The organism is Streptantibioticus cattleyicolor NRRL 8057 = DSM 46488 (assembly GCF_000240165.1).
Classification (GTDB): Bacteria; Actinomycetota; Actinomycetes; order Streptomycetales; family Streptomycetaceae; genus Streptantibioticus; species Streptantibioticus cattleyicolor.
Genome location: NC_017586.1, coordinates 4,213,039 through 4,237,927, shown reverse-complemented (window position 1 = coordinate 4,237,927; position 24,889 = coordinate 4,213,039). Strand labels below are relative to the sequence as shown.

At 71.0% G+C, this 24,889-nt stretch carries 20 protein-coding genes; 5 read left to right on the top strand and 15 right to left on the bottom strand.

Features of this window, described 5'->3' with window-relative positions:
• Positions 1 to 5: 5 nt before the first annotated feature.
• Together SCATT_RS18685 and SCATT_RS18680 are read left to right on the top strand one after the other, a co-directional pair.
• Positions 6 to 1,943, top strand: a complete 1,938-nt coding sequence (locus SCATT_RS18685) for a fumarate reductase/succinate dehydrogenase flavoprotein subunit (RefSeq protein ID WP_014144672.1) — start codon at positions 6 to 8, stop codon at positions 1,941 to 1,943.
• Positions 1,943 to 2,767: a succinate dehydrogenase/fumarate reductase iron-sulfur subunit gene (locus SCATT_RS18680; protein WP_014144671.1), complete on the top strand. Its 825-nt coding sequence runs from the start codon at positions 1,943 to 1,945 to the stop codon at positions 2,765 to 2,767. Before SCATT_RS18685 ends, SCATT_RS18680 begins: the two co-directional genes overlap by 1 nt.
• Positions 2,768 to 2,773: 6 nt before the next feature.
• On the opposite strand, the gene SCATT_RS18675 is transcribed toward SCATT_RS18680, so the two are convergent.
• From SCATT_RS18675 to SCATT_RS18650, 7 genes are all read right to left on the bottom strand, one after another.
• Complete coding sequence (locus tag SCATT_RS18675) at positions 2,774 to 5,065, bottom strand: SpoIIE family protein phosphatase (protein WP_014144670.1); 2,292 nt, start codon at positions 5,063 to 5,065, stop codon at positions 2,774 to 2,776.
• 249 nt (positions 5,066 to 5,314) lie between these two features.
• On the bottom strand, positions 5,315 to 7,843 hold the full coding sequence (locus SCATT_RS18670; RefSeq protein ID WP_014144669.1) for a SpoIIE family protein phosphatase: 2,529 nt from the start codon (positions 7,841 to 7,843) through the stop codon (positions 5,315 to 5,317).
• A gap of 112 nt (positions 7,844 to 7,955) precedes the next feature.
• Positions 7,956 to 8,351: a (deoxy)nucleoside triphosphate pyrophosphohydrolase gene (locus tag SCATT_RS18665; protein WP_014144668.1), complete on the bottom strand. Its 396-nt coding sequence runs from the start codon at positions 8,349 to 8,351 to the stop codon at positions 7,956 to 7,958.
• 414 nt (positions 8,352 to 8,765) lie between these two features.
• The gene (locus SCATT_RS37730; RefSeq protein ID WP_014144667.1) at positions 8,766 to 8,936 is read right to left on the bottom strand and encodes an SPOR domain-containing protein; all 171 of its coding nucleotides are present in this window, start codon (positions 8,934 to 8,936) and stop codon (positions 8,766 to 8,768) included.
• Positions 8,936 to 9,382, bottom strand: coding sequence for an RpiB/LacA/LacB family sugar-phosphate isomerase (locus SCATT_RS18660; protein ID WP_014144666.1), 447 nt, complete (start codon positions 9,380 to 9,382; stop codon positions 8,936 to 8,938). Before SCATT_RS18660 ends, SCATT_RS37730 begins: the two co-directional genes overlap by 1 nt.
• A 194-nt stretch (positions 9,383 to 9,576) precedes the next feature.
• Positions 9,577 to 11,202, bottom strand: coding sequence for an APC family permease (locus SCATT_RS18655; RefSeq protein ID WP_014144665.1), 1,626 nt, complete (start codon positions 11,200 to 11,202; stop codon positions 9,577 to 9,579).
• 440 nt (positions 11,203 to 11,642) lie between these two features.
• Entirely contained in the window at positions 11,643 to 12,395 is a 753-nt protein-coding gene (locus SCATT_RS18650; protein ID WP_014144664.1) for a GntR family transcriptional regulator, read from the bottom strand.
• Positions 12,396 to 12,849: 454 nt separating this feature from the next.
• Between SCATT_RS18650 and SCATT_RS18645 the strand changes: the two genes are divergently transcribed.
• Entirely contained in the window at positions 12,850 to 14,280 is a 1,431-nt protein-coding gene (locus SCATT_RS18645) for an APC family permease (RefSeq protein ID WP_014144662.1), read from the top strand.
• 11 nt (positions 14,281 to 14,291) lie between these two features.
• Here SCATT_RS18645 and SCATT_RS18640 read toward each other — a convergent pair whose 3' ends face one another.
• From SCATT_RS18640 to SCATT_RS18620, 5 genes are all read right to left on the bottom strand, one after another.
• Positions 14,292 to 15,176, bottom strand: coding sequence for a hypothetical protein (locus SCATT_RS18640; RefSeq protein ID WP_014144661.1), 885 nt, complete (start codon positions 15,174 to 15,176; stop codon positions 14,292 to 14,294).
• A complete protein-coding gene (locus tag SCATT_RS18635; RefSeq protein ID WP_014144660.1) occupies positions 15,176 to 16,981 on the bottom strand; it encodes an alpha/beta hydrolase in 1,806 nt (601 codons plus the stop codon). Before SCATT_RS18635 ends, SCATT_RS18640 begins: the two co-directional genes overlap by 1 nt.
• Before the next feature lie 7 nt (positions 16,982 to 16,988).
• Positions 16,989 to 17,342 (bottom strand): hypothetical protein, encoded by a 354-nt coding sequence (locus SCATT_RS38640; protein ID WP_014144659.1) that lies wholly within the window; start codon positions 17,340 to 17,342, stop codon positions 16,989 to 16,991.
• A gap of 124 nt (positions 17,343 to 17,466) precedes the next feature.
• A complete protein-coding gene (locus SCATT_RS18625) occupies positions 17,467 to 19,074 on the bottom strand; it encodes an IS1182 family transposase (protein WP_231905207.1) in 1,608 nt (535 codons plus the stop codon).
• A 225-nt stretch (positions 19,075 to 19,299) separates the two neighbouring features.
• Complete coding sequence (locus SCATT_RS18620) at positions 19,300 to 20,718, bottom strand: ATP-binding protein (protein WP_014144658.1); 1,419 nt, start codon at positions 20,716 to 20,718, stop codon at positions 19,300 to 19,302.
• A gap of 181 nt (positions 20,719 to 20,899) precedes the next feature.
• Here SCATT_RS18620 and SCATT_RS18615 point away from each other — a divergent pair, with 181 nt between their 5' ends.
• Together SCATT_RS18615 and SCATT_RS18610 are read left to right on the top strand one after the other, a co-directional pair.
• The gene (locus SCATT_RS18615; protein ID WP_014628308.1) at positions 20,900 to 21,169 is read left to right on the top strand and encodes a type II toxin-antitoxin system Phd/YefM family antitoxin; all 270 of its coding nucleotides are present in this window, start codon (positions 20,900 to 20,902) and stop codon (positions 21,167 to 21,169) included.
• Entirely contained in the window at positions 21,162 to 21,425 is a 264-nt protein-coding gene (locus tag SCATT_RS18610) for a type II toxin-antitoxin system RelE family toxin (RefSeq protein ID WP_014144656.1), read from the top strand. The genes SCATT_RS18615 and SCATT_RS18610 overlap by 8 nt, the downstream gene beginning before the upstream one ends.
• 307 nt (positions 21,426 to 21,732) lie before the next feature.
• Here the strand turns inward: SCATT_RS18610 and SCATT_RS18605 are convergent, their stop codons facing one another.
• The 3 genes from SCATT_RS18605 to SCATT_RS18595 all read right to left on the bottom strand — a co-directional run bounded on the left by SCATT_RS18605 (position 21,733) and on the right by SCATT_RS18595 (position 24,889).
• Positions 21,733 to 22,695, bottom strand: a complete 963-nt coding sequence (locus SCATT_RS18605) for a hypothetical protein (protein ID WP_157894840.1) — start codon at positions 22,693 to 22,695, stop codon at positions 21,733 to 21,735.
• 705 nt (positions 22,696 to 23,400) lie between these two features.
• Positions 23,401 to 24,222 carry a TIGR04255 family protein gene (locus SCATT_RS18600; RefSeq protein WP_041824861.1) on the bottom strand — a complete coding sequence of 274 codons (822 nt, stop codon included), beginning with the start codon at positions 24,220 to 24,222 and terminating at the stop codon, positions 23,401 to 23,403.
• A gap of 136 nt (positions 24,223 to 24,358) precedes the next feature.
• Positions 24,359 to 24,889: an NUDIX domain-containing protein gene (locus tag SCATT_RS18595; RefSeq protein ID WP_014144653.1), complete on the bottom strand. Its 531-nt coding sequence runs from the start codon at positions 24,887 to 24,889 to the stop codon at positions 24,359 to 24,361.

Sequence of the window (24,889 nt, the reverse complement as noted above, 5' to 3'; positions counted from 1 at the left end):
TCAGCATGACGCAAGTCGAACGTCACACCTACGACGTGGTGGTGGTCGGCGCGGGCGGGGCCGGGTTGCGGGCCGCCGTCGAGGCCCGGGAACAGGGCCTGCGCACCGCCGTGATCTGCAAGTCGCTCTTCGGCAAGGCGCACACCGTGATGGCCGAGGGCGGCATCGCGGCCAGCATGGGCAACGCCAACCCGCACGACGACTGGCGGGTCCACTTCCGCGACACCATGCGCGGCGGCAAGTTCCTCAACCACTGGCGGATGGCCGAACTCCACGCCCAGGAGGCCCCCGACCGGGTCTGGGAGCTGGAGACCTGGGGCGCGTTGTTCGACCGCACGCCGGACGGCCGCATCTCGCAGCGCAACTTCGGCGGCCACGAATACCCGCGCCTGGCCCACGTCGGCGACCGCACCGGCCTGGAGCTGATCCGCACCCTCCAGCAGAAGGTGGTCTCCCTCCAGCAGGAGGACCACCGCGCCACCGGCGACTACGAGGCCCGGCTGAAGGTCTTCCAGGAGTGCACGGTCACCCGGATCGTCAAGGACGGCGAGAAGGTCGCCGGGGTCTTCGGTTACGTCCGGGAGAGCGGGCGCTTCTTCCTGATCGAGGCCCCCGCGGTGGTGCTGGCCACCGGCGGCATCGGCAAGTCGTTCAAGGTGACCTCCAACTCCTGGGAGTACACCGGGGACGGCCACGCGCTGGCGCTGCTGGCCGGGGCGCCGCTGATCAACATGGAGTTCGTGCAGTTCCACCCCACCGGCATGGTCTGGCCGCTGTCGGTCAAGGGAATCCTGGTCACCGAGTCGGTCCGCGGTGACGGCGGGGTGCTGCGCAACTCCGAGGGGAAGCGGTTCATGTTCGGGTACGTCCCGGACGTCTTCAAGGAGAAGTACGCGCAGAGCGAGGAAGAGGCGGACGGCTGGTACACCGACCCGGAGCGCCACCGCCGCCCGCCCGAGCTGCTCCCCCGCGACGAGGTCGCCCGGGCCATCAACGCCGAGGTGAAGGCGGGCCGCGGCTCACCGCACGGCGGCGTCTTCCTGGACGTCTCCAGCCGGATGCCGGCCGAGGAGATCAAACGCCGGCTGCCGTCGATGTACCACCAGTTCAAGGAGCTGGCCGACGTCGACATCACCGCCGAGCCGATGGAGGTCGGCCCCACCTGCCACTACGTGATGGGCGGGGTGGACGTGGACCCGGACACCGCGGCGGCCACCGCCGTCCCCGGGCTCTTCGCGGCCGGCGAGGTGGCCGGCGGGATGCACGGCTCCAACCGGCTCGGCGGCAACTCCCTGTCCGACCTGCTGGTCTTCGGCCGCCGCGCGGGGCTGCACGCGGCCCGGTACGCCGCCGCGCTCACCACCGGGCAACGCCCCCGGGTCACCGACGAGCAGATCGACCTGGCGGCGGCGGAGGCGCTGCGCCCGTTCAGCGCCGAGGCGCAGGCCGGTGACGCGGGGGGTCGTCCGGAGAACCCGTACGCGCTCCACCAGGAGTTGCAGCAGACCATGAACGACCTGGTGGGGATCATCCGCCGGGACGCGGAGATGCGGGAGGCGCTGCACCGGCTGGCGGCGCTGCGGACCCGGTCGCGCAGCGTCGGGGTGGAGGGGCACCGCCAGTTCAACCCCGGCTGGCACCTGGCGCTGGACCTGCGCAACATGCTGCTGGTCAGCGAGTGCGTGGCCCGGGCCGCGCTGGAGCGCACCGAGTCCCGCGGCGGCCACACCCGGGACGACTACCCGGAGATGGACCGCCGCTGGCGCAGGTCCAACCTGGTGTGCCAACTGGCCGATCCCACGGGCGAGTTGGCGGCGGCCGATCCGCTGGTGGGCCAGATCCGGCTCACCCGCCGCGACATGCCGCCGATCCGCCCCGATCTGCTGGCCCTGTTCGAGAAGGACGAACTGCTGAAGTACCTCACCGACGAGGAGCTCGCCTGATGACCACCGCGCCTTCCCGGCCCTCCGCGTCCGGCTCCCGGGCCCCGGCGACCGGCACCGGCACCTACACCGGCCGGTTCCGCGTCTGGCGCGGCGACGCCGGCGGCGGGTCGCTCCAGGAGTACCAGGTGGAGGTCAACGAGGGCGAGGTGGTGCTCGACGTCGTCCACCGGCTCCAGGCCACCCAGGCCCACGACCTGGCGGTGCGCTGGAACTGCAAGGCGGGCAAGTGCGGTTCGTGCAGCGCGGAGATCAACGGGCGCCCCCGGCTGATGTGCATGACCCGGATGTCGGTCTTCGCCGAGGACGAGACGGTCACCATCACCCCGATGCGTACCTTCCCGGTCGTGCGCGACCTGGTCACCGACGTGTCGTTCAACTACGCCAAGGCCCGCGAGATCCCCTCCTTCGTCCCGCCCGCCGGGCTCGCCCCCGGGGAGTACCGGATGAGCCAGGAGGACGTGGGGCGTTCGCAGGAGTTCCGCAAGTGCATCGAGTGCTTCCTGTGCCAGAACACCTGCCATGTGGTCCGCGACCACGAGGAGAACAAGGCGGCGTTCGCCGGGCCCCGGTTCCTGATGCGCGTCGCCGAACTGGACATGCACCCGCTGGACTCCGCCGCCGCCACCGGGCTCGACCGCAGGGCCACCGCCCAGGACGACCACGGCCTGGGCTACTGCAACATCACCAAGTGCTGCACCGACGTGTGCCCGGAGAACATCCGGATCACCGACAACGCCCTGATCCCGCTGAAGGAACGGGTCGCGGACCGCAAGTACGACCCGCTGGTGTGGCTCGGCTCGGTGATCCGGCGCCGCCGGTGAGGCGCCTCAGAACATGCTGAGCAGCGCCTCGGCCAGGTCGGGTGCCTTGGCCTCCCCGTCCGGCAGGGCCAGTTCGAACCAGACGGTCTTGCCGTACGGGGTGCGTCTGCTGCCCCAGCTCTGGCTGAGCAGGCTGACCAGTTGCAGCCCCCGGCCGCCCTCGTCGGTGTCGCGGGCGCGGCGTCGGCGCGGCTGGACGAGGTCGGCGTCCCACACCTCGCACACCAGCGTGCGGTCGAGCAGCAGGCGCAGCCGTATGTCGCCCTTGCCGTGCCGCAGCGCGTTGGTGACCAACTCGCTGACCAGCAGCTCGGTGGTGTCCAGCAGGTCCTCCAGGCCCCAGGCGAGCAGCCGGCCGCGGGCCAGTTCGCGGGCCTGGGCCACCGACTGGCCCTGCGGCGGCAGCGTCCAGTCGCCGACCGCGTCCGCGGGCAGCGCCCGTACCCGGGCCATCAGCAGCGCCACGTCGTCCTCGCCGTGCTGGGTGTGCAGGCTCGCCAGTACGTGGTCGCAGGTGTCCTCCAGCGGCAGCGGCACCTCGTCCAGCGCGTCCCGCAGCGCCTCCAGCCCCTGGTCGAGCGGGTGGTGCCGGGATTCGACCAGGCCGTCGGTGTAGAGCGCGAGCAGCGCGCCGTCCGGCAGCTCGATCTCCACCTCCTCGAACGGCTCGCCGCCCACCCCCAGCGGCATCCCCGGCGGCACGTCCAGCATCAGCGCCGGGTCGCCGGGCTGGAGCAGGACGGGCGGCAGATGGCCGGCGTTGGCGATGGTGCAGCGCCGGGTGACGGCGTCGTAGACCGCGTAGACGCAGGTGGCGAGGTAGACCTCGGCCAGGTCGGGGTCGTCGCGGTCCTTGACCCGCCGCGACCCCGCGGTGGGGCCGGACAGGCCGCGGGCGATCTCGTCCAACTGGCTGAGCACGTCGGCCGGTTCGAGGTCGAGCAGCGCCAACGTGCGCACGGCGGTGCGCAGTTCGCCCATGGCGGCGGCGGCGCGCAGCCCTCGTCCCATCACGTCGCCGACGACCAGCGCGGTGCGGTGGCCGGGGAGTTCGATGACGTCGAACCAGTCGCCGCCGACCTCGGCGGCGGTGCTGCCGGGCAGGTAGCGGCAGGCGATGTCGAGCCCGGCGGCCTCGGGGTTGCCGGGCGGCAGCAGGCTGCGCTGGAGCAGCAGGGCGCGCTCGTGCTCGCGGCGGTAGAGGCGGGCGTTGTCGATGCAGACGGCGGCGCGGGCGGCGAGTTCCGCGGCGAGCGCGATGTCCCGTTCGCCGAAGGGCTCGCTCCCCTTGGCGCGGGAGAAGTGCACCAGGCCGAGCACGGTGTCGCGGGCGACCATCGGCACCACCAGGGTGGAGTGGACCACCCCGGTGGGGGCGGCCGGGCGCTCGCCGTCCGGCTCGGGCTGGTCCCGCTCGCGGGTGCCCATGGTCTGCACCCGGGCGGTGCGCAGCGCCTTGGCCGCGGTGGAGTTGAACGGGTAGCGGTGGACGGCGCCGATGGCGACCGCGTTCTCGCCGAGCACCCGCTCGGGGGTGTCGGGGGCGCCGGAGACCGCGCTGGCCCCGGCGACCCGGCGCATCTCGGCGCTGCCGTCGGGGTTGGCCGCCGGGTCCTCGTCGCCGGTGAGCAGCGCCTGGTAGAGGTCGACGGCGGCCAGGTCGCAGAAGTGCGGCACGGCCACGTCGAGGAGTTGGCGGGCGGTGGTCTCCAGGTCCAGGGAGTTGCCGATGCGCGCGCCGGCCTCGTTGAGCAGGTCGAGGTCGCGGCGGGTGTGCGCGGCTTCGCGTTCCGCGCGCTGACGGGTCGTCACATCGGTGGCGACCCCGGCCACGCCGATCGGCCGGCCGTTCCCGGCGAGCAGCCGGTACAGGGAGATGGCCCAGCGGCGGCGTCCGGTGACGGCCGGGCTGGTGCCGACGACCTGCATGTCGGTGACGGGTTCGCCGGTGGTGAGCACCTGGCGCAGGGCGGCGGTGAGGCGGTCGGCCTCGACGCGGGCGAGGAAGTCGTGCGGGGCGCGCCCCGGGTACTCCTCGGCGGGGCGCCCGTACACCCGGGCGAAGCGCTCGTTGACCCGCAGCAGCCTCAGATCGGGGCCGGCCAGGAAGAGGCCCATCGGGGAGTGGCGGAAGAGCGCTTCGAAGGCGGCGAGGGAGACCTGCTCCCCGGCGTCCCACCGGTCGGGGTCGGCGTTCATCACCGACCGGCGGGGGTGGTCGGGCCGGTCCGCGGGCTCCGGGCGGGGCCCGCCGGGGGCACCGGCCGCGGCGTCGTCCGGGTAGAGCGGCTCAGCCATGTACCGCCCCTGTCCGCCCGGTCCGCGAGTGGCGGAACCGGCCCCCGCCCCGGGGCACGGCGGAGTGCGACCCGCTCAAGCGTATGCAGCGCACGACCCCTCCAGTTCGTGGGTCCGGGGTCTCCCCCCGGGAAACTACAGGACCCGAGGCACCCGGACCGACCCGGTCCGAGTATTCAGCACATTCGCAGTATTGGGCATGCCCACCTCCAACGACATGGTCTTGTCGATCACAGCATCATCTCGGCCTCAACCGGATCCGCTACCCGGGAGTGCCAGTTCGAACCACACCGTCTTGCCCAGCGGACCCTGCCGGGTGCCCCAGCGCCGCGACGCCCGGGCCACCAGTTGCATCCCGCGGCCTCCCTCGTCGTCGTGCGAGGCGGTGCGGGCGCGGGGCGGATCCGGCAGCGGGTCGGAGACCTCCACCAGCAGCGACGGCCCGCGGACCATGCGCACCCCGATCGGCCCGTGCGCGTACCGCAGCGAGTTGGTGACCAGCTCACTGACCAGGAGTACGGTCTCGTCGCACAGGGCGTTCAACCGCCAGGCGGCCAGGGTGTCCCGCACCCGGGCCCGGGCCTGGCGCACCGCGCCCGCCTCGGCGGGGAAGACCCAGGAGGCCGAACTGCCCTCCGGCAGCGCGCCGAGCCGGGTCATCAGCAGCGCCACGTCGTCCAGCTCACGGTCGGTCACCAGCTCGTCGAGGACCGCGTCGCAGGCGTCCTCCAGCGAGTCGAAGGGGTGCCGCAGCACCTCGACGAGGCGGTCCAGGCCGTGGCCGATGTCCTCGCCGCGGTGTTCCACCAGGCCGTCGGTGTAGAGGACCAGCACGGCGCCGTCCGCCACCGGCACCTCGACGGACTCGAACTCCACGCCGCCCACCCCGATCGGCGCCCCGGAGGGCAGCTCCACCGGGCGCACGGTGTGCTCGCCGGTGACCCCGGTGGCGATCAGCAGCGGCGGCAGGTGCCCGGCCTTGGCCAGGACGCAGGTGTGGGTGGAGGGGTCGTAGACGCAGTAGACGCAGGTGGCCATCATCGGCTCGTCGGGGCCGGCCGCGAAGTCGTCGGAGATGTCGTTGACCCGGCGCAGCAGTTCGTCGGGGGCCAGGTCGAGCGCGGCGAGGGTGCGGACGGCGGTGCGCAGCCGGCCCATGGTGGCGGCGGCGCGCAGTTCGTGGCCCATCACGTCGCCGACCACGAAGGCGACCCGGCCGCCGGCCAGCGGCACCACGTCGAACCAGTCGCCGCCGGCCGCCGAGCCGGTGCTCCCGGGCAGGTAGCGGTAGGCGATCTGGACGCCGGGCAGGTCGGGCAGGGACTGCGGGAGCAGGCTGCGCTGGAGCATCAGGGCGTCCTCCCGCTGCCGGGCGTAGAGCCGGGCGTTGTCGAGCGCGCCGCCGGCCCGTCCGGCGAGTTCGTGGGCGAGCGAGAGGTCGTCCCGGTCGAACGGCTGGCGGTCGGCGGAACGCCCCACCACCAGCAGCCCCAGCACCTCCTCCCGGGCCCGCAGCGGCACCGCCAGCAGCGAGCCGACGCCCAGTTCCAGCGCGGCGGCGATGCGCCGGTCGAGCACCCGTACCTCGGCACCGGCCCGCAGGTCCTCGGGGCTCTCGGCGAACCAGGCCGGGCCGCCGGCCAGCACGTCCGACAGGGGTGACCCCTCCGGGAAGCTCAGCCGGCCGCCCTGCCGCAGCAGCGCGCCCACCCGTTCCTGGCCGGGCGCGGTGGCCACCCCGAGGATGACCAGATCGGTGCCGGGCGGCAGCGGCTGCCGGGGGAGTTCGCCGCCGTCCGCGATGTCCTCCACCACCAGCATCCCCGCGTAGTCGCAGAACCCCGGCACCAGCGCCTCGGCGAGGGCGCGGGCCCGGTGGTCGACGTCCATCATCTCCGCCAGCACCCCGCCGACGTCGTTGAGCACGGCGAGCCGGACCCGGGCCCGTTCCACCTTCTCGGAGGCGAGGAAGCGGTCGGTGACGTCCATGACGACGCAGGAGATGCCGAGCACCCGGCCGCCCCGGTCGGTGACCCGGGCGTAGGAGGCGGAACGGAAGCCGGTGGCGCCCGGCGGCGCCTCGTTGAGCCGGTCGACCGCGGTGCGGCCGGTGGCCAGCACCTCGCGCTGCACCCGGGCCAGCTCCACCCCGGTGGGGCCGGGGAACAGCTCCTCGACGGTGCGGCCGATGTGGTCCTCGCGCGGCCGGGCGTTCATCCTGGCCAACGCCTCGTTGACGCGCACGAAGCGCAGGTCGGTGTCGAAGACCGCGATGCCCAGCGCGGAGGTGTCGAAGACGGCGTCGGAGATGGCCAGATCGCGTTCGAGGGTGCGCAGCAGCCGGGTCTCGGCGAGGGAGACCAGGATGAACGGGCGTCCGTCGCCGTCCACCAGCAGGGAGGCGCGGACGTCGGAGCGGACCACGTGGCCGTCGCGGTGGCGCAGCGGCAGCACCCCGGCCCAGCGTCCGGTGCGCAGCAGCTCGGCCAGCACCTGCTCGGCCGGGCCGGGGCCGGGGACCCGGCGGGAACGGCGTCCTCCGGCGCCGACGTTCCACGGGCTGATGACGGTGTCCATCCGGCGCCCCACGATGTGCTCGCCGGCCCAGCCGAGCATCTCCTCGGCGAACGGGGACCACAGCACCACCCGGCCGCGGGTGTCCAGCATGACGACGCCGACCCGCAGGGTGTCCAGCAGCCCGCCGGTCGGCGTCCGGTTGTCCGGCACCCACTGCGGCCCGTCCTCGGAGGCCGGGGAGCCCTCGGGTGCGGTGCTCATCCGGCGCACCTCCCGAGGACTCGGTCGAACCGGGGCGGACTGCCCCTACCCCCATGATCGGTGCGCCATCCGCCCGCGCTCGCGCCGCGCTGCTCCGTCCGGGCGCCCCGGGTCAGCCGGACAGCTCCCGCACCACGTGGTCGACGGCGGGACGGTCCTGGTCGAGCCAGTCCAGCGCGCCGGCCTCCTGGGGGGTGACCCAGCACAGCCGGTCGTGGTCCTCCAGGGCGGTCGGCTCGCCGGAGAGCAGCCGGGCGGTCCACACCCGCAGCACCAGTCCGGAACCCACCGGCCACTCCCCCGGCACCCGCGCCAGCGGCTCCGCCTCGACCCCCAGCTCCTCCCGCAACTCCCGCACGAGCGCCTGCCGCGGCGTCTCCCCCGCCTCCACCTTCCCCCCGGGCAACTCCCACCGCCCCGCCAACTCCGCCGGCGCACTCCGCCGTGCCGCCAGCAACCTCCCGCCCCGCACCACGGCCGCCCCCACCACCACACGCGTCATCGTCATGCCGGCCACCCTAGGCGCCGCCCCGGGCCCGGACGCACCGGGGAACGGGACCCGCCCGCGGGCGGGTGGGGAGGCGGGGGCGCCGCGGGGCGTGGCTGGGCACGGGTGCGCGCGTCGCGGGGCGGGCGGAACGCCGACGGGCGAGGCCCGGATGCCGACACCGGCGCACCGGGGAACGGGCCCGCCACGCGGCGGATCAGCAGGTGGGGGCGCCGCACGCCACGGGGCGGGCGGAAAACCGACGGGCGAGCCCGGCCCGCGCCACGGGCGCACCGGGAACGGCACCCGGCGACCGGGCCCAGCCACATCCCCCGACGACCGACCACATGGCGGACGCGCACCACACGCCGCGGAACCAGGCAAAACCCCCGAGCGCACGGCCCGAGCGCGCCGGGGAACCGGGACCGCCTCGGGTCAGGTCGCTTGGCGGGGGTCTATCGGCTCGATCAGGTAGTGGTCGCCGCCGCCTCGGGGGGCGAAGCGGGCGGTGATGCGTTCGGCCTCCTCACGGGTGGCGTAGCGGCCGACGCGGTAGCGGTTGCCGTGGTCGTCCTGGCGTATGACGGCCCAGCGCAGTTCCTCCATCAGGCGTCACCGTCCAGTTCGCGCAGGTGGGCGAGGTTGGCGGCGGTCCGGGCGTCGGGGTCGGGCACGGCGGCGAACCAGACGTCGAGGATCTCCTTGAGCAGCGGCTCGGAGGTCAGCCGCAGGCTCTGCGCCAGGACGTTGGCGTCGTTCCACCGGCGGGCGCCCTCGGCGGTGCGGGCGTCGGCGCACAGGGCGGCGCGGACGCCTGGCACCTTGTTCCCGGTGCCCGTCCAGCGGCAGACGACGGCGGAATCGGCGCGGCCCTCGGCGACCTCACGGGCGGCGGACTCGGCGGACCAGGCCCAGTCCGGCCGGCCGGCGCCCTCGGGGCCCGCGCCACGCAGCGCCCCGTGGCCGTCGCCGTCGTGGCCGCGCTTGCGCAGCTCGTAGACGAGCACCCGGGCGACCGGTTCATCCATGTCCGAGGAAACGGCGATCCGCATATGCCGGAGCCTACGCCGCTCCCCGTACGGGGGAACCGGCCGCACACGAATCGTGATGATCCGCTCGCCCGGAGCGAACGGTTCACGCCGCGAACGTCCACCGGGCGCACACCGGGCGCACTCCGCACGCGGAAAAGCCGGTGGCCCGGGTCCGTACAGGACCCGGGCCACCGGTGGTGGACTCGTACCGGCCGTCAGGCGGAGGTGGCGACGGCGGTGTCGCCGTCGGCGGCAGCCGCCGCGGCCTCGGCCTCGGCGCGGGCCTGCGTCAGCGACGGGTTCACCCAGGCGCTGCGGACGCCCCAGAAGTAGAAGACCAGGCCGATCACCACGACCACCAGCAGGTCCCAGCCCTCCGGCAGCCAGCCGCGACCGCCGTACTGGGTGCTGCCGACGAAGGAGGTGAAGGCCATCACGAACAGGTAGGCCACCATCCACACGCCGGCCTTCAGGTGCGGCTTGAGCTCGGCCCACGGCTTGCGCAGCTCGTACCAGGCCCACACCGGCAGACCGATCGCCATGATCAGGATGACCTTGCCGGTCAGCGGCCACTTGGCCCAGTAGAGCACCAGCGAACCGAAGACCATGGCCAGCGGCGCGATCACCGGCATCGCTTTGAGCATCACCGGACGCGGCAGGTCCGGGGCGACCCGGCGCAGCGACATCACGGCCACCGGGCCGGTGATGTAGGAGATCACCGTGGCCACCGAGACGATCTCGGCCAGCGAGCCCCAGCCGCGGAAGACGGCCAGGAAGATGAAGGCGACCACCAGGTTGAGCAGCAGCGCCGGGCGCGGCACGCCGGTCTTGGGGTCGACCTTGCCGAAGATGCCCGGCAGGTGGCCGTTCTCCTGGACGCCGTGGATCATGCGGGAGGTGGTGGCCGCGTAGATCATGCCGGTGCCGGAGGGCGAGATGAAGGCGTCCGCGTAGAGCAGGATGGCCAGCCAGTTGACACCCCAGGCGATGGCCAGGTCGGCCAGCGGGGAGTTGAAGGTCAGCCCGGACCAGCCGTGCTTGGCCAGATCCTGCGAGGGCACCGCCATCAGGAAGGCGATCTGCAGCGCCACGTAGATCACCAGCGCGATGAGGATCGAGCTGATGACCGCCTTGGGCAGCGAACGGCGCGGGTTGCGCGCCTCGGCCGCCATGTTCAGCGGCGACTGGAAGCCGTTGTACGCCCACACGATGCCGGAGACCGCGACCGCGTTGAACACCGCGTTCCAGCCGTGCGGGGCGAAGCCGCCCGCGCTGTGCAGGTTGTGGGTGTCGAAGTGCGCCAGCATCAAGGTGGCGGCGGTCAGCGTGGGCACCACGATCTTGAAGACGGTGATCGCGGTGTTGGTCTTGGCGAAGAGCGTGATCGCGAACCAGTTGAGCACGAAGTAGATGATCAGCAGCACGCTGGCGAGGGCGACGCCGGAGCCGGTCAGCTCCTTGCCGTTGTAGAGGCCCTGCGCCCAGGCCCACTTCCAGGAGCTCATGTACTGCACGGAGGCGGTGGCCTCACCGGGGATCACCGAGACGATGGCGATCCAGTTGGCCCAGGCGGCCAGGTAGCCGGCGAGCGAGCCGTGCGAGTACTGGCCGTAGCGGACCATGCCGCCGGCCTTGGGGAACATCGAGCCCAGCTCGGTGTAGGTCAGGGCAATGGTCAGCGCGACGACGGCACCGATCACCCAGGCCAGCACGGCGGCGGGGCCGGCCAGATGGGACGCCTTGGCGGCACCGAAGAGCCAGCCGGAGCCGATGATCGATCCGAGGCCGACGGCCGTCAGCGAGACGGTGCCGAGTGACCGGCGGTAGTTGGAACCCGACAAAACGTTGGTTCCCCTTTCTTTCCCCGTCGCCTTGCACAAACTCCGGCATCGTAAGGGAAAACCGAGATCCAGTTCCGATAATCGGAGATCTGTGATTCTTACAACACCGGAGGCCGGGCGGCCAAATCCCCGCCGCGCGGGCCTGTCCCGGCGGCCCGGCGGCTCCCCGGGGCCCCGGCGGGCGGGCCCGCACCCCGCCGATCCGGGGTGCCGACGGGCGGCTTCCACCGCCGCGCGGCGGATCGCGGCTGGCCGCCACTTCCCGCCCGCCCCGGCGGCGCTGTCCGTCAGGCCCGGCCCACGGACCACCGGAACCGCCCGGAAGGACGTACGGGACTGCCCGAGCAGCCACCGCGGGAACGGGCCGGGGCGCGCGGGAGCGGACGGTACGGGGCCGGGCGCGCACGGACGTCGGGCGCCCTCCTACCGTCCGGGCGGGGTCACTTCACCGGGAGGTGGTAGGCGACGCGGAAGCGTTCGGCCGGGATCACCACGTCGGCGGTCTCCACCGGCCGGCCGGAGGCGTAGAAGGTGCGGGAGACGACGAGGACGGCGTGGCCGGGGACGCCGCCGAGTTCGCCGGTCTCGGTGGCGAGGCCGGGGCGGGCGGAGACCTCCTCGACCACGTTGTCGACCACGATGTCGATCGCGGCCATCCGCTCGACGACGCCCTTGCCGCCGAGCGGCCCTTCCTCGGGGAGCATGACCGGGGTGCGGCCGGTGATGGCGAGCGGCTCCCAGGAGGTGGAGAGCATGGCGGGCTCACCCTCGGTGCGGAACAGGTAGCGGGTGCGCATGACCCGGTCGCCGGGTTCGATCCGCAGCCGGGCGGCCACCGCGGCGCTGGCGCCCTCCTGGGTGGAGACCGCCTCCCAGGTGCCCTTGACGTTCTCGTCCGCCTGCTCCTGGCGGAAGGTGCTGGCCCCGTACCCGGGGCGGTAGCCGGAGCGGGAGACGCGCCGCGGGCGGGGCCGTTCCTTGACGTAGGTGCCGGAGCCGGAGCGCCCCTCCACGAACCCCTCGGCCATCAGGACCTTGCGGGCCTCCAGCGCCACGGTGTCCGAGACGCCGTAGTCGCGGCGGATACGTGCTTGTGAGGGCAGCCGGGTGTGCGGGGCGAGCACGCCGTCGAGGATCTTGCTCCGGAGGTCGTCGGCGACCCGGAGGTACGCGGGCTGCTCACCAAAAGGCACGTGACCCTCCACTGGGCGTTGACCGGCTGCAACAGCTTGGCAACTCATCGTGTCCGGCCGCAAGCCTGGGCCATGGGATCACTCAACGCATCCAGCGCCTCAGCAGCGTTCCACCGCCCCACCAGCCCCACGACGCGGGGGCCCCGGACCGGCCTCGCTGACCGGCGGCGGAAAAAATCCGGGCGCTCGGCCGGTGTCCGCAGCGCGATCCGCAGCGCCGGGCCGGGACTCCCGGTGGCCTGCCGCTCCTGGCAGTCGACGCCGGACCGGACCTCAGTATCGGTTGCGGATCACCGTGAAGACGACGGATTCCGTTGTGAGATGGGGGTTGACGTGTTCTTAACGGCGGCTGTCTCATGTCCTCCCGGGAGCGGAAGAGCACATTCCCAGGCCAGCCTTACGGAGGCGATAGCGCTCCCCCACGCACCCTTTCCGATGCCCGATTGGGACGCCCATGACCGAGATGCTGCGCCCGGCCGACGACGCGGGCACCGACGCCGTCGCGCCCTTCATCACCACGCCGGGCGACCAGCCCCGGAAGCTGACCCGCTCCATCGGCGTGGTCGGCGGCACCCTGCTCACCCTGTCCTGCCTGACCCCGGCGTCCTCCCTCTTCGTCATCGTCCCCGGCTCGTTCGCCTCGCTGGGCACCGGCACCGCGCTCACCCTGGTGATCGCCGTGGTCATCTGCGTGGCGGTGGCGTTCTGCTACTCGGAGCTGGGCACCCTGATCCCGAGCGCGGGCGGCGAGTACGCCATGGTCGCCACGCTCACGGGCCGGTTCTCCGGGTGGCTGGTCTTCGTCCAGGCGCTGATCGTCGTCATGATCGTGCCGCCCATCATCGCGCTGGGCACCGCCGACTACCTGGCCCCCGTCGTCCATGTGGACCCCAAGGTGATGGGCGCCTCGGTGATGCTGCTGGCCACCGTGATGGGCCTGCTCGACCTGCGCGCCAACGCGTGGATCACCGGCGTCTTCCTCGTCCTGGAGGTGGTGGCCTCCGCGGTCGTCGCCGGGCTCGGCTTCGGCCACGCCCACCGCTCCGCCTCGGTGCTGATCCACCCGGTGATGGCCGGCCCGCACGGCGCCTCCACCGCGGTCACCGGCGGCGTGATCGTCACCGGACTCGCCGCCGCGCTCTTCATCCTGCAGGGCTTCTCCACCGCGGTGTACCTGTCGGAGGAGATGGAGAACCCGCGGCGCACCGTCTCCCGTACGGTGCTGTGGACGCTGGGCATCGGCGCCGCGGTCGTCCTCGTCCCGGTGGTCGCCATCACCCTGGGCGCCCCGGACCTCGACACCCTGGCGGCCGGGGACATCGCCGGCATGGTGCAGAAGTGGAGCAACTCCGGCGTCGGCACCTTCATCAGCCTGTGCATCGCGCTGGCCATCATCAACGCCGCCATCGTGATGGTGATCCAGAACTCCCGCGTGCTCTACGCCTCCGCCCGGGACGCCGCCTGGCCCACCCCGGTCAACCGCGCCTTCGGCAACCTCAGCAAGCGCTTCGGCTCCCCGTGGATCGCCACCCTCGCGGTGGGCGTCCCCGGCGCCGTGCTCTGCTTCGTCCCGGTGGACACCCTCAACGGCGTCACCGGCGTCGCCGTCGCCGCGCTCTACGCCTTCGTCGCCCTGGCCGCCCTCGCCGCCCGCCGCGGCCCCCACAAGCAACGCGCCGGCGTCTGGCGCATGCCGCTGTGGCCCGTCCTCCCCGCCCTCCTCCTCGTCGCCCTCATCTGGGTCCTCACCCAGCAGACCACCCGCGACCTCCTCATCACCGCCGCCATCACCGCCGTCGCCGCCCTCTACTGGCTCGCCTACCTGCGCCCCCGGGCCAGGACGCATTGGGTGATCACGGTGCCGGAGGACGAGTTGGCGGAGTAGCCGGCACGCGGTTACGCGCCGGTCACGCCGACCTTCAGCACCTGGCGGTCGCCGCTCCACAACGCCCTTACCGCCAGGCCCCGTTGCGGGTGCCGGGCGAGGAGGCCGGAGGGGGCGGCCGGGTCGGGGCCGAGAGTGCGGACCTGGAAGGCGAGATCGCGAAGCGCGCCGGCGACGCGCGGCACGGCCGAGCCGGGTTCGGGCAGGCACACCCGGTCCACCTGCCAGGCGTGGTGCACGAGGGTGCCGGGCCGGTCGGGATCGGGCCGTTCCTGGAGGACGTCCTCCCCCCGGGAGACGGCGGTGGCCCGCAGGGCGTCGTAGACGCGGCTGGAGCAGTCCAGCACGTCATGCCTGCGGGCGGCGGCCGACCGGGCGGAAGCACCAGGGGACGGCTCCGGCCAGAAGCACGGCGAGGTCACGGTGATCGACGCCAGACCGTCCCGCCCGGTCTTGTGCAACGGACCGGCCTCGGCGCTCATCCAGAAGTCGTCGGGAACCGTTCGCATGTTGACAGCGGGGAACGGTTCGTCCCATTCCCGCTCATTCTGCACCTTGTATCCGTGCGCGACCCACGCGTCCCGCGCCTGTTTGACCAGGTCGGCAGCGACGGATCCGGGAACGTCCTTGAGCCAGTAGGAACGCTCGACCTGCACCCGGTCCTCGGAACCGCCGTCCATGGGGTCCAGGCATTTTCCGGTCATGGACATCTGCGGTTCCAGGCGCGGCTTCGGACGCATACCCTCGACGGCCTGAAGCACGATTTCCTCAGCACGTGCCGCCGCCTGTTTCTCGTTCATCTTCAGATTCTTCTCGTTCTTCCCGGAGATGACGCCGCACGAACCCACGAGCAATATCAAGCAGACGACCGCGGCTGCCTTCGCGAAACGAGCCATCAGTTGGGCTTCCCCTTGGTGACGATGCGTGCGAGACTCTGCAGGGAATCACCCTCCCAGTATTGGGAATGCGCGGGCATGAACCCATCGCTTCCCGGGGCTTTTCCGGGCGGAACCTGGAAAATCCGTCCGCCGAAAGCGCTGGACGTCGGGTCGTTGCCGTAGAGAATGCTGTGGTCGTCGAACCAGCGAGCGTACGCGTTCGGGTTGAGCGGAGCCAACGGTCCGGGGTCCGGAGGCGCGAGGTTGATCAGGTCGTTCCGAGCGGTGGCCGACCAGACCTTCTCCGGCGGCAGGCCCAGGTCACGGGCGTGATCGACACCCACCCCCGGACTCGCCACGAAGATCACCTGATCCACCGGCGGCGTCGACTCCACCGTCATCGCCTTCCCCGCCACCAGCGTGCCGTAACTGTGCCCCAGCAAGGTGGAGGTGAACGGCGCGTCCTCGTGAGCGACGCGCACGCCACCCAGGAAACGGTCGAGGGAGGGAGCCGCCGAATCGGCGAATTTCGCCTCCATGGCATCACTGAAAACGCCCTGCGGAGCGTCGTACCCCTGCCACACGATCGACGCCGTTCTCCTCTGGGGGTCCGCCCGCTGAGCCGCGTTCTGGAGATCAGCGGCGCGCTTCAGGTGACCATCGATGTCGCTCAGCTTGCTCCCCGTGCCCGGAACGTAGGTCACCACGTTGTCCGCCGCGTCCGGATTTCCGAAGGAGACCGCGGAGTGCCCGTTGCCTTTCAGGTCGAAAAGCAGCAGATACGCGTCGGCGCTCTCGCCGCGGTCGCCCGCATCCAACCGGTCCTGCAACGCCTGCATGCCCTTGAGCCGGCCCTCCAGTGGTTCGCGGGCCTTCCGGCGTTCCTCCCAGTGGCGCCAGGCGGCCGTCGTGGCGGGGATACGCGGGTCGCCGAAGGGCGGTTCCGGGCCCAACGGGCCGAGTTCGGCGAGCTGTTGCTCGACGAGTCCGCGCTGTTCCGCCAGCACCACCCGGTTCGCCCGGTCCCGTACCGCCGCCGGGAGGCCGTCCAGGGCGCCGATGCGGTCGGGGTACAGGGCGAGGTATTCCTGCTGTCGTTCGGGGCCGAGGTCGTTCCACCACTGGGCGTTGGCCTTCGGGTCGTTGGTGGAGGGGATGGCGTCGAGGTGGAGGGCGCGGGCGGTGAGGGCGCGGGTGGCGGTGGCGTCGGCGGCGACATCGGCCCAGGTGGCGTCGGTGACGGCGTAGTCGGGCTGGGCGGTGACCTTGGTCAGCAGGCGGGCGTAGCGTTCGTCGGTCTCGGTGGCGGCGCGGACGGCGCCGGCGATGCGGTCGGCGATCTCCTGGGCCTTGGCGCGGTTGGGGTTGAGCTGGTCCTGCGGGGTGTGGCCGGGAAGGTAGGGCGCCTGGAGGTCGCCGCCGCGCGCAGTGCCGGCGCCGCTGGAACCGGGGGCCGGTGTGGTGGCCGCGGGATAGCTGACGCTGCCGTCGTCGCCGACGGTGAAGCCGGCCTCGTGTGCCTCGTCCAGCGCGGCGTTCAACGCCCGCTGGTACGGCGCCAGTTCGTCGGCCAGCGCGGCGAGGATCGACCGCAGGTAGCCGCTCTCCTGGTACACGTACTGGTAGTTGCGGCCAAGCCGGTCGAGCCGGGCGGCCATGGCGTCGGCGGCCTCTCCCTTCTGCTCCGCCCTGACCGGTGCGGCGATGCCGTGGTCCGTCCGCGTACGGGCGGCGTCCATCGCGCCCATCAGCGCGCCCCAGCCGTCGGCGGCGGTGGTCAGCTCGGCGAGCCGGAGCCGCTGGAGCTGCTGCCTCGTCACCACGCGCGGCTCACCGCCCCGCCACGCCGGCGCCGAACGAGGAGGCGGTGGCGGCGTCGTTGTGCGTGTGGGCGTCGGCGGTGGCGCTGATGCGGCCGGCGATGTCGTGGCAGTCGTCACGGATCCTGCCGAGGCGGTCGTGCCAGGACCGGTGCGCCTCGCCGAGGGCGGCGACGAACGCGAACCCCTCGGCCGCCGCGGCCACCCCTCGATGCGCCTCCGCCAGCCTCTCCCGCGCGTGCGCCGTCCCCTGCCCCAACTCCTCCGCCACCCGCGACGCGGCCCGCAACCCCGCGTCCACCACCCTCAGATCCGCCGCCCCCGCCCCCGCCAGCGCCGCCCACCGATCCGTCCCCCCACCCATGACCCCGTGCCCCCTTTGTCGCTTGTCCGTGTCAGGCGGCTCAGCAGCTTAGCGGGTATGGTGGCGGTGGGTATCCGTACGAGTACTCAGCTTGACTCTGTCGGGGATCTTGGTTGCCGTCCTCTCAGCTGACGGCTCGCCAGGAACGTAGGCGCGGGATGCCTTGCTGGTCGAGGTGGTCCTGGAAGGCTGTCGGCGGTCGTGGGGGCGCGCTTTCGCCGGGGGCCTGCTTGCTGAGGCGTTCGACGTTGACGGCGATGGCGGTGAGTACGTGCTGTAGGTGTGCCTTGGCCTGCCCGCGGTAGCGGCAGTGGCGCATGCCATGGCCGTGGGCGAACTCGCAGATGGTGCCCTCGATTCCGGAGCGGACCGCATATCGCTTGTGCCAGGCCGGATCCTGCTGGTCGGCGCGGTTGCGCAACTGCAGTTCGAGCAGCTCGCGCGGAGGGAAGCCCACGGAGCGGTGGGCGTCGCGGGAACTGGTGCACTTGGCCCGGACCGGGCAGGGCTGGCACTGGCTCTTGGTGAAGCGGGCGATGATCAGTGGAGCGGCGGTCGGTGAGGAGGTCGGGTAGGGGCCGTGCCAGCCGGCGCTGACCTGGCCCTGCGGGCAGGTGACCTCCTTGCGGTCGAAGTCGATCCGGAAGTCGTCGCGGGCGAAGCCCTCGCCGCGGCGGTGCTGGCGGGTGGGGTTGCCCGGCAGTGGCCCGACGACGGTGACACGGTGTCCACGCTGGGCCTGTTCCAGGTGGGGCAGGGAGGTGTAGCCGCCGTCGACCAGATGCTCGTCGGGCAGCAGGCTCCGCCGCTCCAGCCGGCTGTGGATGCCGGGCAGGACCTCGGTGTCGGCGCTGGTCGCCGGCATAGTGGCCACGTCAGTGATCACATTGGGTCCGTCGTCGGAGCAGGTCTCGGTCACATGGGCGAGGAACCCCGTCCAGCGGGTGACCTGCCCGCGGCGTGCGTAGCGGGCCGTCGGGTCGTAGGGCGAGACGATCCGCTGGGCCGAGGGCGGCAGGCCGCTGGCGTCGTCATCGTCGCGCCAGCGCAGGCGCCCGACGGGGTCCCAGTAGTAGTTCTGCACCAGGATCTGCCGCAGGACCTGGACTTGGGGCCTGCCGAGCAGGGAGGGGTGGTTGCGGCCGAGGTGTTCGAGCAGGCGGCGGGCGTCGTCGCCGGTGGTGTTGATCCGGGTCTTGGGCCGGGTGGGGTTCTTGCCCAGGCGCACCGGTCGGCCGTAGCGGCGGCCCCAGTCCTCGCCGACCAGGCCGTCCAGCGCGTGGTCGGCGGTGCGGGCGAGTTCTTCCAGGGCCGCGCGCACGGCCTCGGTGACCAGTTCGAGGCGGGTCAGGTCGCGGACGGTGGCCAGGACGTGGGTGGAGTCCGTGCGCTGGGTGGTGCGCTCTCGGACCAGGCCAGCCCCTTTCAGTCGTGCCAGGGCGAGGTCGAGGAGGCGGTCCGCCCGGCCGTCCTGGAGCAGGCGGTCGCGGAAGTCGGTCAGCACGCTGTGGTGGAAGCCGGGGTCGTCCAGTTCGAGGCCAAGGGCGTATTTGAAGTCGATGCGGCAGCGCACGGCCTCGGCGGCATCGCGGTCGGACAGGCCCAGCACGAACTGCAGCACGCTCACCGTGGCCAACTGGGCCGGCGACAGCCCGGGCCTGCCGTCGCGCGGGTACCAGTCGGCGAAGTCCTCGTCCCGCCACAGGCCGTCGAGACGGTCACGCACCCACATCGCCGTCGTACCAACGGGGTTGCTGGCCCGCGCCATCCTCGCTGTCAAATCCGGGACCTCGGCACCCGGACGGGGACGGACCGACATCTCGCACTCCTCGGACATCTCGCGATCATCATGCACCCGCGAGACTGGCGCACCACCATGATCACCCGCAGCCGAACACCAAGATCCCCGACAGAGTCAAGCTCAGAGGGTGACGTGGCCATCCCGCGCCCCCGCCACTCACAACGGCCAGGCGGTGAGCAAATCGCCGGGGCCGTATGCGGCATCAAGGCCCGGAGCGTCCACGCCGCTCCGCGACACCGCCACGACCGGAACGGGTCCGTCGGCGAGAGCGGCCCGGTGGCGATGGAGAGCGGCCAGGTCGTGCCGGTCGAAGGGGGACTGCTCCAGCCACTTGATGGAGCCGACGAAGAGCAGTTCCTTGGCGACGGGGGCGCGGTCCGCCCCGACGATGTCGATCTCGACGTCGTTGGTGCGGGTCCAGTAGCCGCCCACCGCAGGGGCTGCGGGGAGCCGGTCGTCGGGCAGTATCCGGGCAAGCGCCTCGCGGATGAGCGGCTCGATCGCCCGGCCGCGCCAGCTGGTCCAGTTCTCCCTGATACGCGCCAGGGTCAGATCGCCCCGCCCTCGCTCGATCTCCTCCATGGACGGTCCGAGCAGGTGCAGCCAGAAACGCAGGTAGGGATCCGACACCCGGTAGCGGCGGTCCTTGGACGGACGCAGCGACACGGGCAGCTCCGCGGCGACGATCCGCTTGTCGATGAGCAACTCCAGCGCTCGCTGCAGTGGCGTGGCCCCGATTCCGCCGGCCGCACGGGCGATGTTGGTGAAGGTCCGCTCGCCACTGCCGATGGCCGCCAGCACCCTACGCGCCTGGGCCTGCGGCGGGAATTCGGCGGCCAGCGAGCGCTCGGCCGACACGAGCAGGGCCGAGACCGGATCACTCAACGCCTCACCGAGGAAGTCCCACAACCCCGCGCCGCGCGGCCACTCGGCGCAGATCAGCGGCAACCCGCCAGTCACCAGCGCGGCATCGAAGGCTTCCGCCGGATCGAGCCCGAGCATCCTGCCCACCTCGGCGGGGTTGAGTGGTCCCAGCACCATCTCCCGGCCGCGCTGATGGAAGGGTCTCCCGTAACTGTTCAGCGCCTCCATCATCGACAGATCGGAGCCGATGAGGACCAGCAGCACCGGCTTGGTCTCCAGCACCCGGTCCCAGGCCCGCTGCAGCATCCCCTCAAAGGCGCCGGCGTCATCCATCAGGTACGGCACCTCATCGATGACCAGCACGCTCGCCCGGTCGGCAGGCAGCGCCGCGGCCAGCACATCGAACGCGGCATCCCAACTCTCCGGCCGCGCGGCGGCCACCAGCCCCGCCAACGGCAGCGTGGACGCCTGAGCGTCCCGCGCCAGCCGCGCCAGATCATCCCTGGGGGACGCACCGGTCGCCGCATAGAACAGGAACGGGGCCCCGGAGCGCTCCGCGAACCGCTCGACCAGTCGCGACTTGCCCACCCGCCGCCGCCCGCGCAACATCACGCACCGACCGGGCCGCTCCCCGCCAACCCCTGCCGCGACCTTCCGCAGCTCTCGCTCCAGCGTCGCCAGCTCCTGCCGACGGCCTACGAAGTCCACCATGCCTACCAACCTCTGCCGATGTTACTAACGTCAATGTTAGCAACATTGCTGTCAGTGAGGCGTCTTTACCGGGTGACGCTCGCGCTGCGCCAGCCCAACAGCACGGGGCCGGCCCACCCCGCGCCTCGGAGCGCGACAACAACCGTTGTGTACACCTGAGACACCCGGTACTCTTGAGCGCATGACACAACCGCTGCCCATGGAGTCCATCCGCGATGTCCGGGCACACCTCGCCGAGGTCGTGGAGCGGGCTGACCGCGACGACGTGCCCACGGTGATCACGCGCCGAGGCAAGCAGGTGGCTGCCGTGGTGTCCATCGAAGTGCTCCGGAAGTACCAGGAGTGGGAAGAGCGCGAGATCAACCGAATCATCGATGAGCGCATGGCCAACCCGACACCCGGCGTCCCGATCGAGGACATCATGAGGGAGACGCTGGCGCGCAGTGAGTGAGTACCGCACCGTCTTCCGACCCGAGGCTCAGGCCGAACTCCGCAAGGTCCCGCGCGACATGGCTCTCCGCATTCTGGCCAAGCTGACCGAGCTGGAGAGCGACCCGCTGGGATTCAACACCACTGCTCTCGTCTCCCAGCCCGACCGGCGCCGCCTACGGGTCGGCGACTACCGCGTGATCTACACGATCGACAATGGTGAGCTGGTGGTGTGGGTCGTGCATGTCGGGCATCGCTCAACCGTCTACGGCGCCTGAGCAGTCTGGACATCGGGAAGGGGCCGGACTCCTGCGAGTCCGGCCCCTTCTGATCTGCCTGTTTGCCACCTCAGCAACGTGGCGTTGTTTCACCCGCTCACACGTTGAACCGGAACGTCTGCAGCCTGACCCTGACCTGCGGCGGAGCCCTACCCAGGGCTCTGACCAGCACCTTCTCCGTTGATTGCGTTGGTCTCCGACGGGTGATTACGACCGTCCCGCGGACTCCCTGCGGACTGGCTCATCGAACAGAGACGAGACAAGATCCCGCTCACGACAGGAAGTCCGCCAGCCGCCCAGCTCATGACTAGCGCGGCAACGGCGGAGACAAATGCTCGACATCGATCTCCTCGCTACGGAGGATGCGCTCGTAGCTGACTTCCTGGACGGTGGCGACCTCCGCACCGATCTCGCCATCGACAACCGCGTCATGAGCCTCCGGTGGGGCAGAAGCCTTCGGCCGGCATACGGCAGCCAGAGACTCCGCGAACGCCTCCCAAAGCCACTGCCGCTCGTAGCGATCAACGGAGTCGGACATGCCCAGAATCCGCTCTGCCACCTGCGCTGGCTTCCGCATGATCTTGCCACCCTCGTCGTACAACCACTGCGACAACGCTAGCGGCACGGACGGGATCTCCCCTTCATCGAGCGCCGGGAGCAAGCCAGCCTTGACTAGGACTAGAAGCTTGAGTTGGTACGGCGCCCCGCTCTCCCAACCCGGGTCGCATTCCAGTCTCAGAGACTCGACCATTTCATCGAGCACGCGGCCGAGAGGGCTGCTGACGTTTCCCGCCTTACTGACGACCTGGTCCTTCAGCGGGTTGAGCCAATACGCCACCTCGTCGGGGAACCCGAAACGAGCGAACCGACGGCCGACACGCATCCCAAACCTGCGCAGATCCTGCGTGGTCTCGACGCCGCGCTCAGGAACCAGCAGCGCTACATGCTCCTTAGACACGGTGGCTACATGGTCAAGGTCAGCGAAGGCGTCGACGCCTACGGCCGGCACAGCGACATACCGCGGCATCGCGCCCTTAGCAGCAGGCTTTACCTGCTGCGGTTGCAGCCTGACCACGGGCGCCACCTGCAGGTATGCCTTCGTAGGCTGCACGATGTCGCACGTCTGGCTGATGAGAACAACACCTTGGGGGGTGGGGTGCCAATGCACCTCACCCTCAGGGCCGAGCAGTGGTATGCGCTCGGTCTTCAATACATCAGCCTGCTGGAAGCCATCAAGATTCACTCGCGCCGACTCCGCTGATGTCGCCATCTGAGACAAGAACTGTCCTGCAGGCCCTGAGGAATCCATCGACGGCTCCGTCATCGTGCGTCCGCCCCTGTCACTCGTCGCTGATCCCCAACAGCCCCGCCGGCGTGTACCCAGAACCTGAAAGCGGGGGCCCCGGACGACGATGCTCCGCCAAGAATCGCTCAATTGGACTCACACCGTCACCCTCAGGCGCGAATAGCCACATCCTACGAGCATCGGGGGACTCGACTGGGGCTGCGCGAACGAGGCGCAGGAGCTCGCCCAACAGCTGCACGTTCCTGGCGTTCATCCGCTTGCCCGCCGCCCACATGTGCACAGCCCGCCGGCTCACTCCGAACAGCTTCCCAAGCTGTTCCCAGGTCAAGCCTGTTTGATCATGGAGGTAAGTCACGGATTCGGCGACGGTTTTGACCGGCGAATAGGGTGTGCCCAGCCCTTCCCGTGACGGCGCCCGTTCACCAGCAGCACCTCGGATGAGGCGCACCTGAGGAGTCGCCGTCCGCGCTTCCAAGGGTGTCGTCGCCGAGGCAGGAACTGCCAGACTTCCAAGAGTCATGCTGGCACTCAGACAAGCCACTGCCATCGGACCCGTTATCCACACACGAGTGATTCGCGGGGCGCCCCCTTGGGCCTCCTCGTGGGCAGGCTCGACCTGAGCCGAGGTGGCCACGTAGGGGCCTGGAGGGGACATGAGCGCAGCACTTGTCACGGTCGGCCACCGAAATGGGTCAGGAACTCCTCCGTAACTGCCCACCGGAAGAATGTGTGGGCCCGCTCGGCACACGCAACCGCAGCACGCGAAATTTGCTCAGCCTCGGCCGGAAGGGCGCTCCGCGGGTCAGGGAACTCCCCGTACGAGTCAAGATCCAGTAGCCAGCTGGGCTCGGCGACCGCCGGGAGTGTGGGGTCGATCGTGCCGTTCTCTGGGAGACGGCCAAATTGAACCAGCAGCTTGCCATCGTTCAGCGCGAGGAGGGCTTGCGACAGGGCAAAGGTGAGCTGAGCCCCGCCCCCCAGCGGCGCTCCCACGAGACCCACGAGCTCTGGATGGACGAGAGACGACAGACTACTCAGCGTGGTCTCACCAACCAGACGATTGGTGTACCGCACAGCGATTCGACTGAACGATGGCAGGCGCGTAACAGACTCGAGCAGACTGCCCAGCCGTGTGAGTTCTCGACAGAATTCGGTGCGACCCTGGTAGGCGGTGGTCTCCAAGGTGAGGGCACCATTAGTCAGCGCCACAACACTGCTTTGATCAGCAGAGCGCAGTCGCCAGATACTTCCCGCCTCCGCTTGCTTCATCGGCTGCCCGGGCGTGAAGAGCATCGTCTGCTCGAACCCCTGCTCGACGAAGGGGTAGTCCCCGGACAATTCCTTCATGAAGGCTTGGGCGGCATCGTTGCCTGAGGCGAGCACCGACAACGTGCCAAAGCGTAGCTGTCCGATGACTCTGACGAGAGGCGCATCAGGCAACGGCACGTCGTCCACTACCACGCGCTCGAAGAGGGGGCCCCGCTCAACCATGTCCACACTTCACACTCTACTTCTCACGCGCCTGGCTGTCAGGACGGCGGAAGCCCCCGAGCAAGGTTCGCTCAGGACCCGAATGCCCCTCGCTGTCGTGCACAGCGCATGAATACCCCGGCCCTGCGCACAACGCTCACCAGCCAGCCAGGGAGACTGTGGCCCCTCGTTCCAGGTAGTGCTTCAGAGCACTCGCGGTGGTGTCCACGAAGGCTTCGGGGATGGCGTTGGCATCAACCCAGCAGACCCGGGAGTGCTTGCGGGGTTCGCGGTTCTCGGGTTCACCGGTCCATTCATGGGCGGCGAAGACGACCGTCAGGAAGCCGTTGGGGGCCTCGACGCCCCAGGCGCCGTGGATGATGTGGGCGACCCTGAGGGACTCGGGCTTCACCGTGAGGCCGGTTTCCTCGTACAGCTCGCGGACTGCCGTCTCCGTGATGGGCTCGCCCGGCTCGCTCTTGCCGACAGGCAGGTCCCACATGCCCTGGGCGAACTTCGCGTTCTCGCTGCGTTGGAGGAGGACGACGCGGTTGGTGGCCTTGTCGTGGACGATGACGGCCGCGACCAGCAGGGTCATCGATTCGAGCGCCGGCTTGAGGGCCTTCGGCTGGTCGTCGGTCTTCGGCTGAACCACGGTCTTCCCTTCGTCGGGCGGGTTGTTGGGCAT

Coding starts and splice junctions, on each gene's coding strand:
- SCATT_RS18685 (WP_014144672.1), top strand. CDS start 6: ATGACGCAAGTCGAACGTCACACCTACGACGTGGTGGTGGTCGGCGCG.
- SCATT_RS18680 (WP_014144671.1), top strand. CDS start 1,943: ATGACCACCGCGCCTTCCCGGCCCTCCGCGTCCGGCTCCCGGGCCCCG.
- SCATT_RS18675 (WP_014144670.1), bottom strand. CDS start 5,065: ATGGCTGAGCCGCTCTACCCGGACGACGCCGCGGCCGGTGCCCCCGGC.
- SCATT_RS18670 (WP_014144669.1), bottom strand. CDS start 7,843: ATGAGCACCGCACCCGAGGGCTCCCCGGCCTCCGAGGACGGGCCGCAG.
- SCATT_RS18665 (WP_014144668.1), bottom strand. CDS start 8,351: ATGACGATGACGCGTGTGGTGGTGGGGGCGGCCGTGGTGCGGGGCGGG.
- SCATT_RS37730 (WP_014144667.1), bottom strand. CDS start 8,936: ATGGAGGAACTGCGCTGGGCCGTCATACGCCAGGACGACCACGGCAAC.
- SCATT_RS18660 (WP_014144666.1), bottom strand. CDS start 9,382: ATGCGGATCGCCGTTTCCTCGGACATGGATGAACCGGTCGCCCGGGTG.
- SCATT_RS18645 (WP_014144662.1), top strand. CDS start 12,850: ATGACCGAGATGCTGCGCCCGGCCGACGACGCGGGCACCGACGCCGTC.
- SCATT_RS18640 (WP_014144661.1), bottom strand. CDS start 15,176: ATGGCTCGTTTCGCGAAGGCAGCCGCGGTCGTCTGCTTGATATTGCTC.
- SCATT_RS38640 (WP_014144659.1), bottom strand. CDS start 17,342: ATGGGTGGGGGGACGGATCGGTGGGCGGCGCTGGCGGGGGCGGGGGCG.
- SCATT_RS18625 (WP_231905207.1), bottom strand. CDS start 19,074: ATGTGGGTGCGTGACCGTCTCGACGGCCTGTGGCGGGACGAGGACTTC.
- SCATT_RS18620 (WP_014144658.1), bottom strand. CDS start 20,718: ATGGTGGACTTCGTAGGCCGTCGGCAGGAGCTGGCGACGCTGGAGCGA.
- SCATT_RS18615 (WP_014628308.1), top strand. CDS start 20,900: ATGACACAACCGCTGCCCATGGAGTCCATCCGCGATGTCCGGGCACAC.
- SCATT_RS18605 (WP_157894840.1), bottom strand. CDS start 22,695: ATGGCGACATCAGCGGAGTCGGCGCGAGTGAATCTTGATGGCTTCCAG.
- SCATT_RS18600 (WP_041824861.1), bottom strand. CDS start 24,222: ATGGTTGAGCGGGGCCCCCTCTTCGAGCGCGTGGTAGTGGACGACGTG.
- SCATT_RS18595 (WP_014144653.1), bottom strand. CDS start 24,889: ATGCCCAACAACCCGCCCGACGAAGGGAAGACCGTGGTTCAGCCGAAG.